This is a genomic window from Wolbachia endosymbiont (group A) of Ischnus inquisitorius (assembly GCF_964026985.1).
GTDB classification, from domain to species: Bacteria; Pseudomonadota; Alphaproteobacteria; order Rickettsiales; family Anaplasmataceae; genus Wolbachia; species Wolbachia pipientis.
Genome location: NZ_OZ034715.1, coordinates 29,836 through 46,498 on the forward strand (window position 1 = coordinate 29,836; position 16,663 = coordinate 46,498).

Consider the following 16,663-nt stretch of genomic DNA (forward strand, 5'->3'; position numbering starts at 1 on the left):
TATATGTTAAGTAGCCTCTGGAAAAAAGGAACAGATTTTCTTGGCAGTGAGTTTGCTATAATGGGTGGTGCTATGAGCTGGGTTTCAGAGAGAAATTTGGTTTCGGCAATCTCAAACGCTGGTGGTTTTGGTGTGATTGCATGTGGTGCAATGTTCCCAGACTTACTGGAAAAAGAAATCATAGAGACACAAAAATTAACTAACAAGCCATTTGGTGTAAACCTAATTACTATGCACCCAAAGTTGAGTGAGTTGATAGATGTGTGTATTGAAACGAAAGTGAGCCATATAGTGCTTGCCGGTGGACTGCCAACAAAGCCTAATATAGAAAAAATCAAGGGTGCAGGCATTGAAGTTATGTGCTTTGCACCAGCATTAAGCCTTGCGAAAAGGTTAGTGAAAATGGGAGTAGATGCGTTAATAATAGAAGGAATGGAAGCAGGTGGACATATAGGTCCAGTGAGCACTTCTGTTCTTGCACAAGAGATATTGCCTCATTTTGAAAATGAACAAATACCAGTGTTTGTTGCAGGTGGAATAGGTAGAGGCGAAGTGATAGTTAATTACTTAGAAATAGGAGCAAGTGGCTGTCAAATAGGCACATTATTTGTCTGCACTAATGAGTCAATTGCCCACAAAAATTTTAAGGAAGTGTTTATTAAATCAGCCGCACGTAATGCAATACCTTCTGTACAGATAAGTGCTGATTTTCCTGTAATTCCAGTAAGAGCTATAGCCAACAAAGCAAGCGATGACTTTATGAAGCGTCAAAAAGAAGTTATTGATGAATACCAAAAGGGACAGATCTCAAAAGAAGATGGGCAGCTTGAAATAGAAAAATTCTGGGCTGGAGCTTTAAGAAGAGCAGTAATTGATGGAGATGTTGAAACGGGATCTTTAATGGCTGGCCAAAGTGTTGGCATGGTTGATAAGGAAAAGCCTGTAAAAGAAGTAGTGGATATGTTAGTTCAACAAGCAAAGAATCATATTAATAGCAAATCTGTAGAAGTAGAAAGCCCAGAAAGCAAATAGTTAAGCGACCTTCCAATAAGCAAGTTGCCGCAATTATTTATAATATGGCATAATTGCCCAGTTTTAATGTAAAATTAACGCTAAAGAGGTATCTATACATTTTGTTATGTATGGAGGAGTCTATGCTAAGTTCTAAAAAAGATATTAACCAACAATTGCACGACACTATATACAAAAAGGTAACAAAAGAAAATCATAAATATGGAAGCCCACAAAAGGGAGATGGAACTATCAAAAAATGCATAGAGTTGTTCAAGGAAGGAGCTAGTCCTGAGGTATTAACTGAATTAGAAAAATCGCTGAGAGAACAATTAGAAAAATCACCAGAAAAACAAGAGGAATATCAAAAACATTATAAGTATTATATCGAAAACTTTCTTCCTGCATTGAAAGATGAAGTAATAAAATCAGAAGAACTAGCTGTACCTACAGTATTTAACAATGAAAGAGAACAATCACAAAGACCACAAACAATAAGAGGAAAAATAGTAAAAACAATTTTGGATATTACTAACAGGAGCAGCAGTGTAAGCTCAATACCAAATGCTGTTGAAGAAAATATTGAAGATCAAATGCAGCTAAAACATATTGAAGAGCAAAACAACACACAAGAAACACCCTTGAATGTAGCTGAGAAAAAAAGTGGTGATAATAAAATACTTAGTAATTCAGATGTTGCAGAGGAAGTGTTTGAAAAATATAGCAAGGTTGTGAAAGAAATAGAGGAGAAGAAAACTTCTAAACTCAGTAGTGGCAATGACTCAGATAGTGGAATAGACTCACCTAGAACGAGTAAAGAAAGTTTGAAATCACCAGTAAGTAGCAGAAGGAGCAGTTTAACTTTAGTAACAAGCACTTCATCTGAGGAAAGTTTAAACTCAACATTGAGCTCTGTTGAAGGAGATAATGGCTTACAACCAGAGGGTGGAGAAAAAACTGAGTTATTAGAATCAAATTTGGAATCCCCAAAAGAAAACGAGACTCAAGTGCAGCCAGAGCAGACTGTAAAAAAAGAGCCAAAAATGCAAGAAAATGAAAACTCAGATGGTCAAGCAAATCCAGATCAAGTTAAGAAAGATATCCTACTTAAAAACCAACCCAATAACAGAAATCTTCACGTTGCACTTGTAGCAGGTTGTGCTCTCTCCACAATAGGGTGCATTGTTGCAGGAGCAATGACATCAGGATTGATAGGAGCAGGACTACTTGCTATGGTTGCAGTGCTTGCTATAGCAGCAGTAGCTGAATTGCATTCAAACTTCCTATCAAGTAAATTAACATCCATTAATGTGAGTCCTCTTGTTGATGATAAGAGCTTACAGCATGTTCGCAGCGGTAAAAATTAAATATGTGTTACTTGTAGTGGATAAGTGAATTCAGTTCTTGCCTATTGATATAAAAGTTGTTATATTTGAGGGATGTCTAAAAGGTGTTTAGTTGATGCGCATTCAATTGAATAAAGTTTTGGTTTTTATAGCCTTATTAAGTTTCATTTTTGCATCATATTCTAGCGAAGCAAGTTCGGCGAGTGATGAATTAAAGGGTATACAAGAAACGGTAAAAAATTTTATTTCTTCATTTTCAGTTAAAGATACTGTAGAAAATATGAGTCCTTCAACAATCATAGGGTTGTGTATAGCTGCAGTGATACTTGCAGTAGTGTTCAGAGGTCTAATCTTTTTTATGATAATGTTTGGTGTACTGGTCCTGATGTTCGGTAGTACAGAAAAGGCAACAGACTACTTAAAAGAAAAATTTAACTTTGCAAAAGATATAAAATTACAATCCGATAGCGAAAAAAAAGATAAAAATTAAGATAGTATTTTTATCTTTTTTAATTATCTTTATTGAATACGCATATGCAGTTAAAAGTACCAACAGTTAACTCTAAGCTTAAAAAAAAGAACAACTTAGCATTACTAGAAAGCATTGATTTAGATTTTGTTCCTTATGCTTGTCATTACGATGAAGAAACCATACTAACAAAACAGGGAGAATTGTTAAAAATAATCAAGTTAGAAGATTATTCTTCTGTTGATAACTACAGCGACCTCAGAACTGAAATTAGAAAAAGCATATCAAAAAATATTAATAGCCTGTGTTTTACCGTTTGGATTCATACCGTTAGAAAGCGCAATAAACTGAGCTTGAAATGGAATAAAACTGAAGACTTCTCTGACAACCTACATTCAACGTGGTTTAATAAACTAACTGATAGTAAATTACAGTATATAAATGAACTATACATTGTAATATTGTTTAGCGATTTTGGCAAGCATACTAATAATTCGTTTTTTTTCAATAGAATAAAGAATAAGCATAAGTTGTCTTTACAAGAAAGCCATCAGGAGTTGCAAAAGATAACTGACGTAATTCAAGATGATTTAGGACCTTTTGGAGCTAAAAAACTGAGTCTAAGGTTTAGTGAAGGTAAAATATATTCTGAAATGATAGAATTTCTCCACTATATTGTTACATTAACGCACAAAGATTATCCAATACATGAAAGGGACCTGTCGCAATATATTAGAAATTTTAAAATAGCTTTTGGTTTCAATACGTTTCAAACAATATTTGAAAATCAACAGAAATTTGGCTCTATTTTCAGCATAAAAGAATACCGGGAAATCTCCTTAGGTAATATAGATAGATGCTTGCAGCTTGAATCTGAATTTATCATTACAGAAATAATGATATTTACTAGTAATAACAAAGCAATAAAAGAATTTAAAAAACAAATCAACATGCTGCAAATTAGTGAGGATAATACCTTACTTAAAAGCTCAGGAATTGAAGAAATAATAGAGCTTGAAAAGACCTCTAGTATAGACTTCTGCCAACAGAAAATTATTTTTACAATATTTGCAGATGATAGGAATAAGTTAGCTGAAAGTATTAGTGATTTATCTTCTATAATGTCATTAGTTGGCTTCATGATGTTTAGAACTGATTTACATATGGAAAGTCATTTTTGGGCACAACTTCCAGGCAATTTTGCTTTTATTACGCAACCGAAAAATATCTTAACAAAATACGCTTGCAGCTTTGCTATGCTGCACGATTTTACGTCAGGTACATTAAAAGGAAGAAGGTGGAAAGAAGCGGTAATGATTTTTTTCTCAAAAAAAGGAAATCCTTACTTCTTTAATTTTCATGGAAAAAGAAATAATGGCCATACTACGATACTCGGAGCTCCAAATTCAGGCAGAACTTCACTCATTAATTTTCTATTATCAGAATCAAGAAAGTTTAACCCAAGAATTGTCATATTGGATAACACTGGAAAATCAATAATTTTTACTAAAGCAGTGAGTGGTAAATATTACATAATCGATCCAAAATATAAGGACAAAAGCCTAAAATTTAATCCACTAAACATTGAAGATAGTGCTTCCAATCGCAATATGTTGGTTGAACTGATCAGAAGAATGGTAGCCGATACGAGCTTGGTGGACGTAGAAGAAAAGATAAGAAAAATTGTGGATTCTATATTTGCTATACCCAAGGAATCACGTTCTATTTCACAAATTTCTGAGGTGCTCTTGCTCCTTGGGGGTAAGATAAGTAGATGGTGTGACGATGGTGACTTTGCTTACTTATTTCAAGATGGTGATGAATCAGATATTGACTGGGAAACAAAAATTATATCTCTCAACACCGCAAACCTTACAAAACAAAAGGAATGTATGTCCGTGATACTTTACTATTTTTTATATTCTTTTGAGGCAAAATGTGATGGCTCGCCTGCAATACTTGTTTTGGATGAAGCATGGGAGATAAGTAATATTTTTCCTACAGAGAAAGAGTTTGATAACTGGATGCAAAGAATGACGGAACTAAATGTTGTAGTAATCCTAAGTACTGAGAATTTAAATCTCGCATTTGCTAGCAAATTTACTCAATATTTAGATAAACATGTTGATACAAGAATCTTGATGCCGAACGTCAATGCAAATAGATTATACATGAAGGCATTTTCTCTGTCGAAAGAGGAGCTGAATATAATTCTGCAGACGCCAACACAGGAAGGTTTATTTTTGATAAAACAGTACAAAGGATTAGTAACCTTAAATCTGGATTTGAAGGATATGCAAGAAATACATGTACTTTCAGCTAACAAAGAGACTATAAAGTATATGTATGAGGCAATAAAAGAAAAAGGAGAAGAAGTTAATGAGTGGTTACCGGTATTTTATGAGAAGTGTAAGGCTTAATTTCTTATTGATATTTTTTTTGATACTTGGTCTTTCGTATCAAGGATATGCTGATTGTCCAACATTTGTAGAAAGTAATACTTGGTGGGAAGCAATAGTTGGTGGAGATTGGGTAAAGGAAATTAAGGTGCAAGCAATAAAAGATCAAGGAGTTGATGGTTACTTTAATCCCAAAATTAGAGTATGTGCTTATGATGGACAAAGTTATTGTTATGACTTACAAAGTGGGGAATCCTGCCGCCAGATATATGGAACGCAAGGTACAGGAGCTGGAGTTTCTGCTGCAGCTTTTATCGACTGGGAAGGAGATAAAACAAAAGCTGGAGGAGAAATTGCTCGGGGTCTTAAATGGGAATGGGCAGACGGTGTTACTGATGAGGAAAAAAGAAGATTCGCTAACTCTCCTAAAATATGTGCTTGCAGTCAAAAAGGGGCTTGTATGTCAGGAATTTCTTCATGGGGTTCTAGAGTATTTTCGGGTGAGAATATTTTCCGTCCTGGGGAGATGGAAAAAGTCTGTGATACCTGCTACCAAACGGCAGTAAAATGTGCTCCTGTTCCACTTGCACCTGGCCCCCCTCCATTTTGTGAACAACTTGCAATGTCGCTTCCACAAGTTAGAATTGTTCCTATAACAGATAAAGACAATGATTACTTTAATCCTAAGGTTAAGGTAATCATTGGTGATCTGAAAGGAAGAGACGGAGAGATTGGAGAAAAATTAGATTTCCCTAAAGGGTATGGAGAAAATAAAGCTGAGTGGCGCTCTATTTTAGACAAAGATGGCATCACGTACTACTTCAAAACTTATAGAGAAAAAGATAAGCTCTGCGCTGAATACCTTGGAACTCAAAGTATAGATGAAAACAATCCACAGTTCATCCGCTGTTTTCCTGCACCACCTGCTCCAGAACCTGAGATAGTGGAGATAGTAAATGCAAATACATTGAAAGTAGAAATGAAGATGAGTGAGAGCACTTGTGCTAAAGCACATGGAACCTATAGTAATGGTTCCTGTACTTTTAATGTTAATACTGACCTCAACCATCCTATAAACATTGGCCCCCTATCTTTAAAAGTAGTAAAACCAGCAATAGTAGCAAAAACAACTGATAGTAATATTGATAATATTATAGAAGGTATATTAGAAAGTAATCCGCAACAATTTAAAGTTCTGAAAGAATATGGCTATGTTCCTGATGTGCAAATTAAATGTTCTAAAGGCGGAAGTTTTTATAATTTTAATGATTTTGAGAAAAAGTTAAAAGACAAATCTATTCAATGTGAATTTAATAACTCTGGGCAGCCGGAAATAGAAGTAAAGTATAAAGGAAATTCTAACAGTAAAATGCTTTGTCTTTCTGGATGGCAGCCAGAACCAGAGGAGTTTGTTCTTAAAAGAGAAAATAAAATAATACCACTAAAATTAATGGGAACAAGATATACTAAATACAATGCTGTTTACTCCAAGGAATCAAATCAGTTCTATTATCTTCCAAGCAAGGAAATAGTTTATCCTTTGAAAGAAACTCAAGAGAGGTTGGATAAAATAATATTTAATAAGCAAGAGTATGTTTTCTTCCCTGATGAAAATGAGCAGAAGAAGGAAGAATGCAGTTATTGTGTGAAGAAAGATAGCAAAATAGACGAAAAATTAAAATCTGGTGAAGGACTGAAAGTAGTATACAAATTGACGGATGTAGAGCATAAAGAAGGATGTGAGCAAGGTGATGATGGTTGCATCTGCTTTGATGGAAAGTGTAGCCGTTCAAAACAATATTTGAATAAAAATGAAGATGATAAGCCATTCTACTTAAGGTATGAGGAAGTGGATTGTAAAGATAAGGATGGTAAAGTATTAAGAGATGAAAAAAATGAAGTACGAAAGTGTACACAATTAAAAGATCAACTGATTAAAGCAAACAGAACAGAGGTTTTTTACGCTGATAAATTGTGTAGGTTCGATTTAGAAGGTCTCAAAAAGAAATTAAAAGAAAAATTAAAAGAGATAATCAAGGAACATCTGAAAAATAAGAAACCAGATCTTGAAAAAAATAATGAAAAATCCTATGATCATAAAAATAAAGATGTTTATACAGATGACTTATCAATAAAATTTGATCGTATTAAAATAGAAGCGTGGGGAAGTGGTGAAGCAGGTCATATACAAGGTAGTGGCTGTGACAATCAAAAATGCCATTCTACTGAAAGCAGAGTAGGGATGCCAGGAGATTATATTAAAGCTAAACTGAAAATCGATCCTAATTATCCTATAATTAAGGTGCAAGTCACAGAGGGAGGGGGTAACCAGGAAAGTAACTTCTCAGATAAGGACGGGGGACCTGTTTTCATAGAAATGTGCAATTCGCAGAAGCAACATTGCCAGCAACTGATTACTGTTGCAGGTGGAGGTGAGTATAGAACATACGGTGGTAAGGGTTATGAGGAAACAGTAATTCATAAGCAAGATTTAAAGCTAGAGGAGAAAATTGTAAAGGCAGATAAACTGAAGTCTACACAAGACAATCAAATAGCATGTATAGAAAATGGTGAAATCAAGTATGAAACAGTAGAGTGTGGAAGTGGTTTGAGAAGCAGTAGATCTGGTGCAGGTGGCTGCATTAATAAAAGCAAAGGAATTTATGGTAAAGGCTCTCCAGGGTATGTGAGGATTAGACCTATTATAAAGGAATTTGACGAAGAAGAAATAAATGCTGCTATTAAAAAAGTAATAGAGGATCTATACGATCTTGAAACTATGACTGATTTTTGGGTAGGGGATCTTAACGTGAATATAAGTGGGATAATTAAAGAGGAAGTCAAAAAAGAATTATCAAGGTAAAAAGATATAGCTCTGGAAATGATGCTCTTGTTTTAATAATTAATTAAAGTAAAGCATGTAGTAAATGGTGTAATTGCTGTATCTTAACAAAAAGGTATAACGAATGTAAGAGGAGGGTGCTTTATGTCTCTAAAGAATAAAATTTCTGAGTTAATAGAACAACAATTTAGCATTAAATACCATGACAATTATTTGGCTTACACTATACATAATTGGGCTGCAAGCGAAATATCTGATTCTATTACTTTTTGCATAATTGGTTGTGGAAATTGCAAGATTGGATATCAAGATGTTGCAAAGTCATTCAACATAACAAAAGAAGAAATTGACCAAGGTAATATTGCAAGCATAGAAAGTAAAATAAAAAGTGAAGCTGAAAAATCAGGTAGCGAGTTTTCTGAGTTGATTTCTAGAGTGGATCAATCGCTAAAAGAGCAGAGTGAAAAGTCTATTGTACAAATTTTAGATTCATCCGCTGAGGAGATGTTAAGGAGTTTCTGTGATAGCCCTGTACAGTCTCCAGAGCCTCAAGAACCCTCTGCTTCATCTGAAGAGCATGCTACAGAAGGCCCAGAAACTAGTGTTAATTTAGATCTTTTGTCAACCTAATCAACCCCATATATATGTTTTTTTTGTACCCATGCTTTGCGTTTTGGGGTGGAAAGAAGGCACCATTCTTCGTTGCATTTTTCTATCTTCATCACAACAAACTTGTCTATTTTCATAGTAATCTTGCTGTCTACACTCTGTTTTTGATATCCATAAGTATCTTCTTTTACAATCGCGTAGCGCTTATCACTAAGAAGATTGCCTTTTATCCATCCGCAGTCTTCATCTATATCGCAGACCTTTTTCCAACTCTCAAACTCTTCTATCACTTTCAGGGGCAGATTTTTGCAAGTGTATATCCATTTTACAGGATAGTGAAACCCTGGCCCCGTTCTCATGTTGATCTTATTTGATTTGGTTGAAACAAAGTTATTAGCAAACAAGCTATGGCTAAATAATAAAAACAATAGGATAATAGTACTGAACCAAGATCCCAGTGTCACGCACTGGGATAACGTGAGGGATAGTGTAACAGACTTATTCATCATAATTCACGATTAGGTTGACATAAGATAAAGAGTAAATTAAAAATTGAATAGATCTTTAAATGCAAAATCAATGCCTATAGAAATATTAATGCCTGCTCTTTCACCGACAATGAGCAAAACTGGAGGAAAAATTGTAAAGTGGCATAAAAAAGAACAAGACAAAGTTGAAGTAGGCGACGTAATTGCTGAGATAGAGACTGATAAAGCCATAATGGAGTTTGAATCTATAGATGAAGGAGTTTTAGCAAAAATTTTAGTAACAGAAGGAACAAGTGGCGTGCCTGTAAATCAACCAATAGCTTTAATGCTGGAAGAAGGAGAAGATGAAAGTGCACTTAACAACTATACTTCAACTTCCATCAATAGTGCAGTTAAAAAGGAAGTGACAAAAAGTGCTGTTGATAATCAAAAATTAGAACACCAAGATTTAAACGGAAAGCCAATAAGTCATTCTTCGGTGTCATTCCAGCGCGTGACGCTGGAATCCAACCCCTCAATGTCATCCCAGTGCTTGACACTGGGATCTAGAAAAGAAGAATGGATCCCAGTGTCAGCTACTCAGATGACAGAGGGTTATGCAGAAGGTAGAACAAAAATAAGCCCATTAGCTAAGAAAATAGCTCAAAATGAAGGGGTTAATGTGCAGCAATTAAAAGGTACAGGACCATATGGTCGCATAATTAAGGCTGATGTGTTGGAGTTTTTAGGCAGTGGTATACATACTGAAAGTCCTGAGAAAGATACCATAGTTGAAGTAAGCAACATGCGCCAAGTGATAGCACAGCGCCTGACTGAATCAAAACAGAATGTTCCACATTTTTATTTAACTGTAGACTGCCAGGTTGATAAGTTAATATCGTTAAAAAACGAGATTAACTCAGCAGATGAAAACAATAAAGTAACAATTAATGATCTAATCATAAAAGCTGCAGCTTTCAGCATGAAGAAATTTCCTGATATAAATTCTTCGTGGATAGATAATAAAATACTGAGATATTCAAATATAGATATTTCAATCGCTGTGGCACTTGAAGATGGGCTAATTACTCCTATAGTAAAAAATGCTGATAAAAAGGGTATTTTATCTATATCAAAAGAAGTGAAAGATTTAGTAAGCAGAGCAAGATCTGGAAAATTGAAACCTGAAGAGTTTCAAGGAGGAGGGTTTACTATCTCCAACTTAGGGATGTTTGGTATAAAAGCCTTCAGTGCTATAATCAATCCGCCGCAATCTTGCATTATGGCAGTTGGTGCATCTAAAAAACAACCAATTGTTATGAATGAGAAAATAGAAATAGCAGAAATAATGACAGTAACGCTCTCTGTTGACCATAGAGCAGTTGATGGGGCACTCGGAGCAAAGTTTTTAAATGCCTTTAAGCATTATATAGAGAATCCTCTGGTGATGTTTATTGAAACTGCGGTAACTTATTAGCATCGTTATTACAAAATTAATACCTCTAAGTTTATAATTCTACTAGTTAATAGGCTTAGAGGTAAAAAAATGAATACTACAGTAGAAAAAAATAATTCAAAAATTTTTCCTAAAAATGAAGGAAAGATTAACTCAAAAGGCATGGTTGCCCCACCTGTTCCTCCGAAATCTTCCCAAGCTAAATTTGCTGGAATAAAAGCGATTTTTGAGCGAAATGCATCTCATTCCCAAGCAAATGATAGTAATAAAACAGTAAGTAGCAATCTTGGAAGAACATTTGGCTCAACAATGCAAAAACTCATGGAAGACAACATTCATAGCACTCCTAACAAACAACGCCGTGATTCAGGGGATAGTGGTATCAGTGATGTTAGTAGCAGTACTCTTGATAAAAAAGCTAAAGCTTATAATCCTCTTGATTGGAATCCAATCTATCAAGGTAAAAAGCGTTTTAGTTTAGACAATATGTCGAGCAACTCGTCTTCGTACAGTGAAAAAAGTAATATTTCAGATATAAGCGATAAGTCTAATAATTCAAACATTGTTAGATGTAATATTACTAGGAGTAACAGTAAGGAGGACCTTCATAAACCTGATGCTTCACATAATGACAAATCTGCAGGCAAAAAATTATCTAATGTCAATGTAAGCGAATTAATCAGAAAGTTTGAACAAGGTAGTGACATAGTAAAAGGGCGTTAATCAAATGTTACCCTATCCTTGTATATGCAAAGGTAGGGTATCTTTTTAAAATATTATGTCCTTTATAGCTTTGTTAATTTTTGACTCCTTCTCTGCAAAAGCAGTTTCTAGAGAGGTTTTAAGTTTTTCCCATTCTTCTTGACCATTTAGAACTAAAGATTTATATTCACTTTCAATTTTTTCCAATGCTGTTTGATATGAAAAACCTAATTCCTCATATATATCAATATTTATCGATTGCAGTATTACCAAAAATGAAAACAAATTCGGATCAGGTAATTCTTCCTTTATATAATTCAGAAGACATAGTTTTATTTTTTTCACGCAGTATTCTATTGTTTTCAGCGATAGCAATAGACTTTCTGCATAAAATATAAAACTATCTATAATTAAACTTTTTGATTTTTTCGGTAATTTAATATTTTCAAATAGTTCTTTTGTAAATTTTTCTATCGGTTGTTTTGGCAAATGTAAAGAGAGATCAGTAAAAGATTTTAGGTCAAAATTTGGTCCAAGTATTGTGCTGATTGCTCTTTGTACATTACTCTTATCTTTACTTACAGGAATAATGAAAACCAGCCCCTCCACATCAAGCATATACTTTATAGATTCCAAAAAATCGACAACGAATTTAGGACGGCACACATCAAGATTATCCACCATTATATAAATGTTTTTGTCTTTTCTGATTTTATTAACCACATCCGCTAACTGTGTTTTAAAATCTCTAGTACTCTCTTTTCTTCTTTGGAGAAGACTTAATTCACTCAAGACAAAACCTATGTCTTTTTTATCAGCCTCTTTTGCAGCATCAAGAAATACTGAAAGCATAGCAAGTGGAGATTTACTGATCAGCTTTCCTAGTGTGTTTAGAGAAAATAGCTCTTGGTTTATGTTCTTGAACTGTTGTATAACGCTTCTTTTTACTTCATACGATGCAAATAAATCTTCAAATAGAAAATTTAAAAAAGAAGGAAGTGGTTGGTCCAATGCATTGATATCCCATGCGCTATAATAAGCTGCAATTTCATTTTGCTGTTTTAACTCTTTTACCCATTCTTTCAAAAAAAACGTCTTGCCCCATCCACTATATCCTTCCAAAGATATTATTGTAAAAGACTGATCAATCGTTTTTACTATAGTGCTGAACTTATTCGTAAATTGCTTATAGTTTAGGCGGTCATTTTTCCAAGCCACCACTTTAAGTGGTGGCGCTATTCCTTTCTTTTTGAATGTTATTAGCGATATAAGTTTTTTTAAGCACATGTCTTATTTTATATTTAACTCATATTCTTGTCTTGAAGTAAGTGCTATCCTCAGCGTTCCTTCATCAAGATAGTCAATTTCTCCGCCCATTGGTATGCCGCAAGCAAGACGTGATATTTTCACATCCAAATTTTTTAGCAATTCAATTATATATTGTGCAGTAACTTGACCCTCTAATGTCGGATTAATTGCAATAATTATCTCTTCAACTTTAGATTTTGTCACTCTTTCCAGAATAGTATCAAGGTTGAGTTCTTTTGGACCTATGCCATTTATCGCAGACAATCTGCCACCCAAAACATGGTATAAACCTGAATATATATTTCCTTTTTCAAACGCCCATAGATCACCCAATTCTTCTACTACACACAGTAACTTAGTGTCACGTTTTGGGTTAGTACAAATAGAACAAGGTGACTTAGTATCTAGATTTCCGCAAACTTCACACTCTATTATAAGATCTGCTAGCTCTTTAATCAAAGATGCAAGCGGTAGCATAACTTTTTCTTTGTTTTGGAGTAAATGTATAACTAACCTGCGTGATGATGATGGCCCTAAACTTGGCAATTTAGAGAAAGCATGAACTAGATTCTTTATGTTAACGTTCATTCAATAAATTCAGAATAGGCAGTCAAATGGTAACATCAAACCCTTTGTAAAGAAAGTGGTAAGTTTCTCTTGATCCCACTTTGATTAGCTATAGAAAAAATTTTTTACTCTAACGCAAAAAATTACTTCCGCACACTTAAAGCCTGATTATAATAGACTTCTTGCATAATCCAAACTAAGTAGAAAAAAGGTATCATCCGAGTAGCTCTCCTTTGTCATCCTAGTGCCTCCTTTTTTGTCATCCCAGTGCCCAGACACTGGGATCCAGGAATTTTATTAAGTTTGTAAGCATAAAAGTATAGCTAACGTGAGCTCTACGTCATACTGCCGCGAACCGTCATACCGCGATTCATTCGCGGTATCTCTTAGCCGCTAACACGTAGCGGGATGACGGTTGTCAGGCTAGCTGTCATCCCAGTGCCCAGACACTGGGATCCAGAAATTTTAATTGTAAGTAAGCATACTGGGTTGATAAGTATAAAAGTAGCTAGAAAATAAACATTTTTGATGAGATTATATGGAAAACTGGATGCCAGTGTCAAGCACTGGCATGACACCCTTCACGGACTTTTAAATTACTTTAGCTATAAATATTAAGAAATTTACCAAATGAAAAAAAAGGCAAAAGAAGCCCTGGGGTTATTATCCGCTTTAAAATATTGGCGTTTTTTATGTTTTAAACGCTTGACAAGCGAGATTCAGCCGCTTTTAATTGCAACTAACCTACGCTGCAAATGTTTAAGAAATTTACTAAGCAGAAAAAAAGACAAAGAATCCCCGAGTTAGCTAGTCTTTTACTATCTCTGTCGAGTATTGGCATTTTTTGATGTCTTGTAACGCTTTATAAGCGCGTTCAGCTTATTTAGATAAAAATCTAGATGTAGATGAAGTTTTGTAAAGACATACAGTATCTATATACTGCAAAAAATTGAACATAAGACGCCGATACATTAAGTAATCCTTACCTTTTAATCTGCAGATTGGCGAAAGCAAATACAATAGCTTCACTATCATGATAAGGGCGCTGGCGAAGGGTGCCAAGTAAGTTTTTTCGTTTCTATGTTGTCAGCTACTTGGATGACGCCAATCTGAGTTAACTACACCAACTCACATTCAGCAAAAAAGAAAGCTATCTCCTTACGAGCATTTTCTAGACTATCCGAGCCGTGGACTCTATTTTCACTAATATCATCAGCAAAATCACCCCTGATTGTGTCTTTATCTGCCTGCTTTGGATTGGTAGCTCCCATGATTTGTCTGTATTTACTTACTGCATTTTCACCAACTAAAACTTGAACTACCACAGAACCAGAGGTCATAAACTCTACTAATTCCCCAAAAAAAGGCCTATCTTTATGAATTTCATAAAACAGCTCTGCTTGTTTTTTTGTTAGTAACATCATTTTTTGTGCTGTGATTTTCAGCCCAGATTGTTCGATGTAGGAATTTATATTGCCTGTAATATTATTTTTTACTGCATCAGGTTTTAAGATTGAAAGTGTCTTCTCAATTGCCATATTATTTCCTTATATAAGATTGTATATTTATGGATTCATTTTATTGCAAATTTTGATTTGATAAAAGTAGTTTTTTATTTATAGTTAAGAATAAACCATCAAGGAGGTATTGTATGGGTGAATGTTGTAAAAATAACACTACTAAACAAGCTGAGCCTACCACTAAAAAACAAGCTAAATCTACTACTAAAAAATTAGTAAGTAACTTTAAGTCATCACTTTTTTGTGGAACAAAAGGATTTTTAACTTTTAATTTGGCCTTTTTAAGTTATTTGGAATATAGTTCACATCATAATACAGAATTAAAAAAAGGTGCTGCCTTTGCAATGAAAAGGAATACTATTCCATTGCTTGAAATGATAATCATAGCACCGCTTGTTTGTTTTGCACTGCCGGCTATAGTAGGTGGTTTAAGTCTTTTACAATGTGCACTTGCTTGTGCTGTCTTAATGATTGCCACATGTTTTATTGTCAGAACTTTTAATCTACGTGAAAAATTATTAGAAAAACAAACAGGTTGCCCAAAAGAAACAGTGAATAAGGAATTTGAGAAAGATACTATAATCTACCCTATTTTCGATAAAAGTAGAAAACACATCGAGTATAATTCGCCTAACTCAGAGCAACCACCGGATGAAACGAGTAGCACCTCTCTTTTCGTTAAAGTTTTACTTTTCCCTCTAAAGGTTCTTTTGAAGGTCCTGCAAAGTTATATAATGCTATCTTTAGCTGCTGTTGAACTTCTTGAAACGGTACCAAGTCTTTTTGTCGATACATTTTTCGATTGGAACTTCACATCCACCAAGAGTAACCTGAAGAGATCAGGCCACTTATTGTATGCCAGTGTAAGAAATTTAGTGCCTATAACTAAATTTGATGAGTGTGTAGCTAATTTTATAGGCACCCCAGAAGTAACTTGTTGTAGTAGTGCGTAGGTGAAAAAGGCAGTTATCTTATTTAATCTTGGCGGGCCTGATTCACTAAATGCGGTCCGTCCTTTTTTATTCAACCTTTTTTATGACAGGAGAATAATCAATCTACCGAATCCCTTTCGGTTTCTTTTAGCAAAGTTTATATCTGCGAAACGAGAAAATACTGCACGAAAAATATACGAGGAAATTGGAGGTAAATCGCCAATTCTAGAGAATACAAAAATGCAAGCTAATGCTTTAGAACTAAAATTAAACGAAAATAGAAACCATGTACACAAGGTATTCATCTGCATGCGCTATTGGCGTCCATTTGCTGACGAAGTTATTGAAAGTGTAAAACAGTTTGATCCTGACGAAGTAATTCTGCTGCCACTGTATCCAAAATATTCAACTACCACAACTCTGTCATCCATCGAGAATTGGCAAAAAAATGCTAAACGGTATGGCCTAAAATGCAATACAAAAATGATTCACCGTTATTATGATAACCAAGATTTTATTGAAGCTCACGCTAATCTGATAGCTAAGTACTATAAATTGGCTAGCAAAATCGGTAAACCAAGAGTCCTATTTTCAGCCCATAGCTTACCTCTTAGTATCATTAAAAAGGGCGACCCTTACGCTTCACAGGTAGAAAGAAGCGTAGAGTTAATAGTAGAAAAGTTAGCTATCAATAACTTAGATTGGTCAATATGTTATCAGAGTAAGATTGGTCCTGTAAAATGGCTAGAGCCAAGCACTGAAAGTGAGCTATTACGCGCAAAAGCTGATGGTGTACCTGTAGTTCTATCACCTATATCTTTTGTTTCTGAGCATTCAGAAACTCTAGTTGAACTTGATATAGAATATAAAGCAATTATCAAGGATGGATATTACTTTCGTGTGCCAACTCTCAGTACCGATCCCTTGTTTATAAAATGCTTAGCCGATTTGTGCATAAATCTCCCTTAAAGTCCTGATTCATAGGGCTTTTCTTTTAGGATTTTATGTGATAGAATAACAGAAAGTTATTATTTT

The 16,663-nt window shown here is 34.6% G+C and carries 15 protein-coding genes; 11 read left to right on the top strand and 4 right to left on the bottom strand.

Features of this window, described 5'->3' with window-relative positions; all coding sequences use genetic code 11:
- The first annotated feature begins 3 nt into the window (after nt 1–3).
- From AAGD90_RS00165 to AAGD90_RS00190, 6 genes are all read left to right on the top strand, one after another.
- Nucleotides 4–1,032, top strand: coding sequence for a nitronate monooxygenase (locus AAGD90_RS00165; RefSeq protein WP_341821932.1), 1,029 nt, complete (start codon nt 4–6; stop codon nt 1,030–1,032).
- 122 nt (nt 1,033–1,154) lie between these two features.
- A complete protein-coding gene (locus AAGD90_RS00170; RefSeq protein WP_264329821.1) occupies nt 1,155–2,378 on the top strand; it encodes a hypothetical protein in 1,224 nt (407 codons plus the stop codon).
- A gap of 94 nt (nt 2,379–2,472) precedes the next feature.
- The gene (locus tag AAGD90_RS00175; protein ID WP_022626145.1) at nt 2,473–2,847 is read left to right on the top strand and encodes a hypothetical protein; all 375 of its coding nucleotides are present in this window, start codon (nt 2,473–2,475) and stop codon (nt 2,845–2,847) included.
- A 44-nt stretch (nt 2,848–2,891) separates the two neighbouring features.
- Nucleotides 2,892–5,246, top strand: coding sequence for a type VI secretion protein (locus AAGD90_RS00180; RefSeq protein WP_341821933.1), 2,355 nt, complete (start codon nt 2,892–2,894; stop codon nt 5,244–5,246).
- Entirely contained in the window at nt 5,227–8,088 is a 2,862-nt protein-coding gene (locus AAGD90_RS00185) for a hypothetical protein (protein ID WP_341821934.1), read from the top strand. The genes AAGD90_RS00180 and AAGD90_RS00185 overlap by 20 nt, the downstream gene beginning before the upstream one ends.
- 123 nt (nt 8,089–8,211) lie before the next feature.
- Entirely contained in the window at nt 8,212–8,697 is a 486-nt protein-coding gene (locus AAGD90_RS00190; RefSeq protein WP_213863282.1) for a hypothetical protein, read from the top strand.
- Here AAGD90_RS00190 and AAGD90_RS00195 read toward each other — a convergent pair.
- Complete coding sequence (locus AAGD90_RS00195; RefSeq protein WP_341821935.1) at nt 8,694–9,185, bottom strand: SH3 domain-containing protein; 492 nt, start codon at nt 9,183–9,185, stop codon at nt 8,694–8,696. The two genes, AAGD90_RS00190 and AAGD90_RS00195, sit on opposite strands and share 4 nt — an antisense overlap.
- 70 nt (nt 9,186–9,255) lie before the next feature.
- Here AAGD90_RS00195 and AAGD90_RS00200 point away from each other — a divergent pair, with 70 nt between their 5' ends.
- Together AAGD90_RS00200 and AAGD90_RS00205 are read left to right on the top strand one after the other, a co-directional pair.
- The gene (locus AAGD90_RS00200; RefSeq protein WP_341821936.1) at nt 9,256–10,620 is read left to right on the top strand and encodes a pyruvate dehydrogenase complex dihydrolipoamide acetyltransferase; all 1,365 of its coding nucleotides are present in this window, start codon (nt 9,256–9,258) and stop codon (nt 10,618–10,620) included.
- Nucleotides 10,621–10,689: 69 nt separating this feature from the next.
- Nucleotides 10,690–11,322, top strand: coding sequence for a hypothetical protein (locus tag AAGD90_RS00205; RefSeq protein WP_213863283.1), 633 nt, complete (start codon nt 10,690–10,692; stop codon nt 11,320–11,322).
- A gap of 45 nt (nt 11,323–11,367) precedes the next feature.
- On the opposite strand, the gene AAGD90_RS00210 is transcribed toward AAGD90_RS00205, so the two are convergent.
- Both AAGD90_RS00210 and recR read right to left on the bottom strand, forming a co-directional pair.
- Nucleotides 11,368–12,588 (bottom strand): P-loop NTPase fold protein, encoded by a 1,221-nt coding sequence (locus tag AAGD90_RS00210; protein WP_213863284.1) that lies wholly within the window; start codon nt 12,586–12,588, stop codon nt 11,368–11,370.
- Nucleotides 12,589–12,591: 3 nt separating this feature from the next.
- On the bottom strand, nt 12,592–13,197 hold the full coding sequence (gene recR, locus AAGD90_RS00215; protein WP_341821937.1) for a recombination mediator RecR: 606 nt from the start codon (nt 13,195–13,197) through the stop codon (nt 12,592–12,594).
- A gap of 609 nt (nt 13,198–13,806) precedes the next feature.
- Between recR and AAGD90_RS00220 the strand changes: the two genes are divergently transcribed.
- Nucleotides 13,807–13,983 (top strand): hypothetical protein, encoded by a 177-nt coding sequence (locus tag AAGD90_RS00220; RefSeq protein ID WP_179945710.1) that lies wholly within the window; start codon nt 13,807–13,809, stop codon nt 13,981–13,983.
- A gap of 311 nt (nt 13,984–14,294) precedes the next feature.
- Here AAGD90_RS00220 and ndk read toward each other — a convergent pair whose 3' ends face one another.
- On the bottom strand, nt 14,295–14,714 hold the full coding sequence (gene ndk / locus AAGD90_RS00225) for a nucleoside-diphosphate kinase (RefSeq protein WP_341821938.1): 420 nt from the start codon (nt 14,712–14,714) through the stop codon (nt 14,295–14,297).
- A gap of 113 nt (nt 14,715–14,827) precedes the next feature.
- On the opposite strand from ndk, the gene AAGD90_RS00230 reads away from it, so the two are divergent.
- Nucleotides 14,828–15,649, top strand: a complete 822-nt coding sequence (locus tag AAGD90_RS00230; RefSeq protein ID WP_264374062.1) for a hypothetical protein — start codon at nt 14,828–14,830, stop codon at nt 15,647–15,649.
- Entirely contained in the window at nt 15,650–16,597 is a 948-nt protein-coding gene (gene hemH, locus AAGD90_RS00235) for a ferrochelatase (RefSeq protein WP_341821939.1), read from the top strand.
- Nucleotides 16,598–16,663 lie beyond the last annotated feature (66 nt).

Bases quoted from the DNA above. Each gene is read 5' to 3' on its own strand.
- AAGD90_RS00195 (WP_341821935.1), bottom strand. From the start codon at position 9,185: ATGATGAATAAGTCTGTTACACTATCCCTCACGTTATCCCAGTGCGTG.
- AAGD90_RS00205 (WP_213863283.1), top strand. From the start codon at position 10,690: ATGAATACTACAGTAGAAAAAAATAATTCAAAAATTTTTCCTAAAAAT.
- AAGD90_RS00230 (WP_264374062.1), top strand. From the start codon at position 14,828: ATGGGTGAATGTTGTAAAAATAACACTACTAAACAAGCTGAGCCTACC.
- AAGD90_RS00200 (WP_341821936.1), top strand. From the start codon at position 9,256: ATGCCTATAGAAATATTAATGCCTGCTCTTTCACCGACAATGAGCAAA.
- AAGD90_RS00210 (WP_213863284.1), bottom strand. From the start codon at position 12,588: ATGTGCTTAAAAAAACTTATATCGCTAATAACATTCAAAAAGAAAGGA.
- AAGD90_RS00175 (WP_022626145.1), top strand. From the start codon at position 2,473: ATGCGCATTCAATTGAATAAAGTTTTGGTTTTTATAGCCTTATTAAGT.
- AAGD90_RS00185 (WP_341821934.1), top strand. From the start codon at position 5,227: ATGAGAAGTGTAAGGCTTAATTTCTTATTGATATTTTTTTTGATACTT.
- recR (WP_341821937.1), bottom strand. From the start codon at position 13,197: ATGAACGTTAACATAAAGAATCTAGTTCATGCTTTCTCTAAATTGCCA.
- AAGD90_RS00220 (WP_179945710.1), top strand. From the start codon at position 13,807: ATGAAAAAAAAGGCAAAAGAAGCCCTGGGGTTATTATCCGCTTTAAAA.
- AAGD90_RS00170 (WP_264329821.1), top strand. From the start codon at position 1,155: ATGCTAAGTTCTAAAAAAGATATTAACCAACAATTGCACGACACTATA.
- AAGD90_RS00180 (WP_341821933.1), top strand. From the start codon at position 2,892: ATGCAGTTAAAAGTACCAACAGTTAACTCTAAGCTTAAAAAAAAGAAC.
- AAGD90_RS00190 (WP_213863282.1), top strand. From the start codon at position 8,212: ATGTCTCTAAAGAATAAAATTTCTGAGTTAATAGAACAACAATTTAGC.
- AAGD90_RS00165 (WP_341821932.1), top strand. From the start codon at position 4: ATGTTAAGTAGCCTCTGGAAAAAAGGAACAGATTTTCTTGGCAGTGAG.
- ndk (WP_341821938.1), bottom strand. From the start codon at position 14,714: ATGGCAATTGAGAAGACACTTTCAATCTTAAAACCTGATGCAGTAAAA.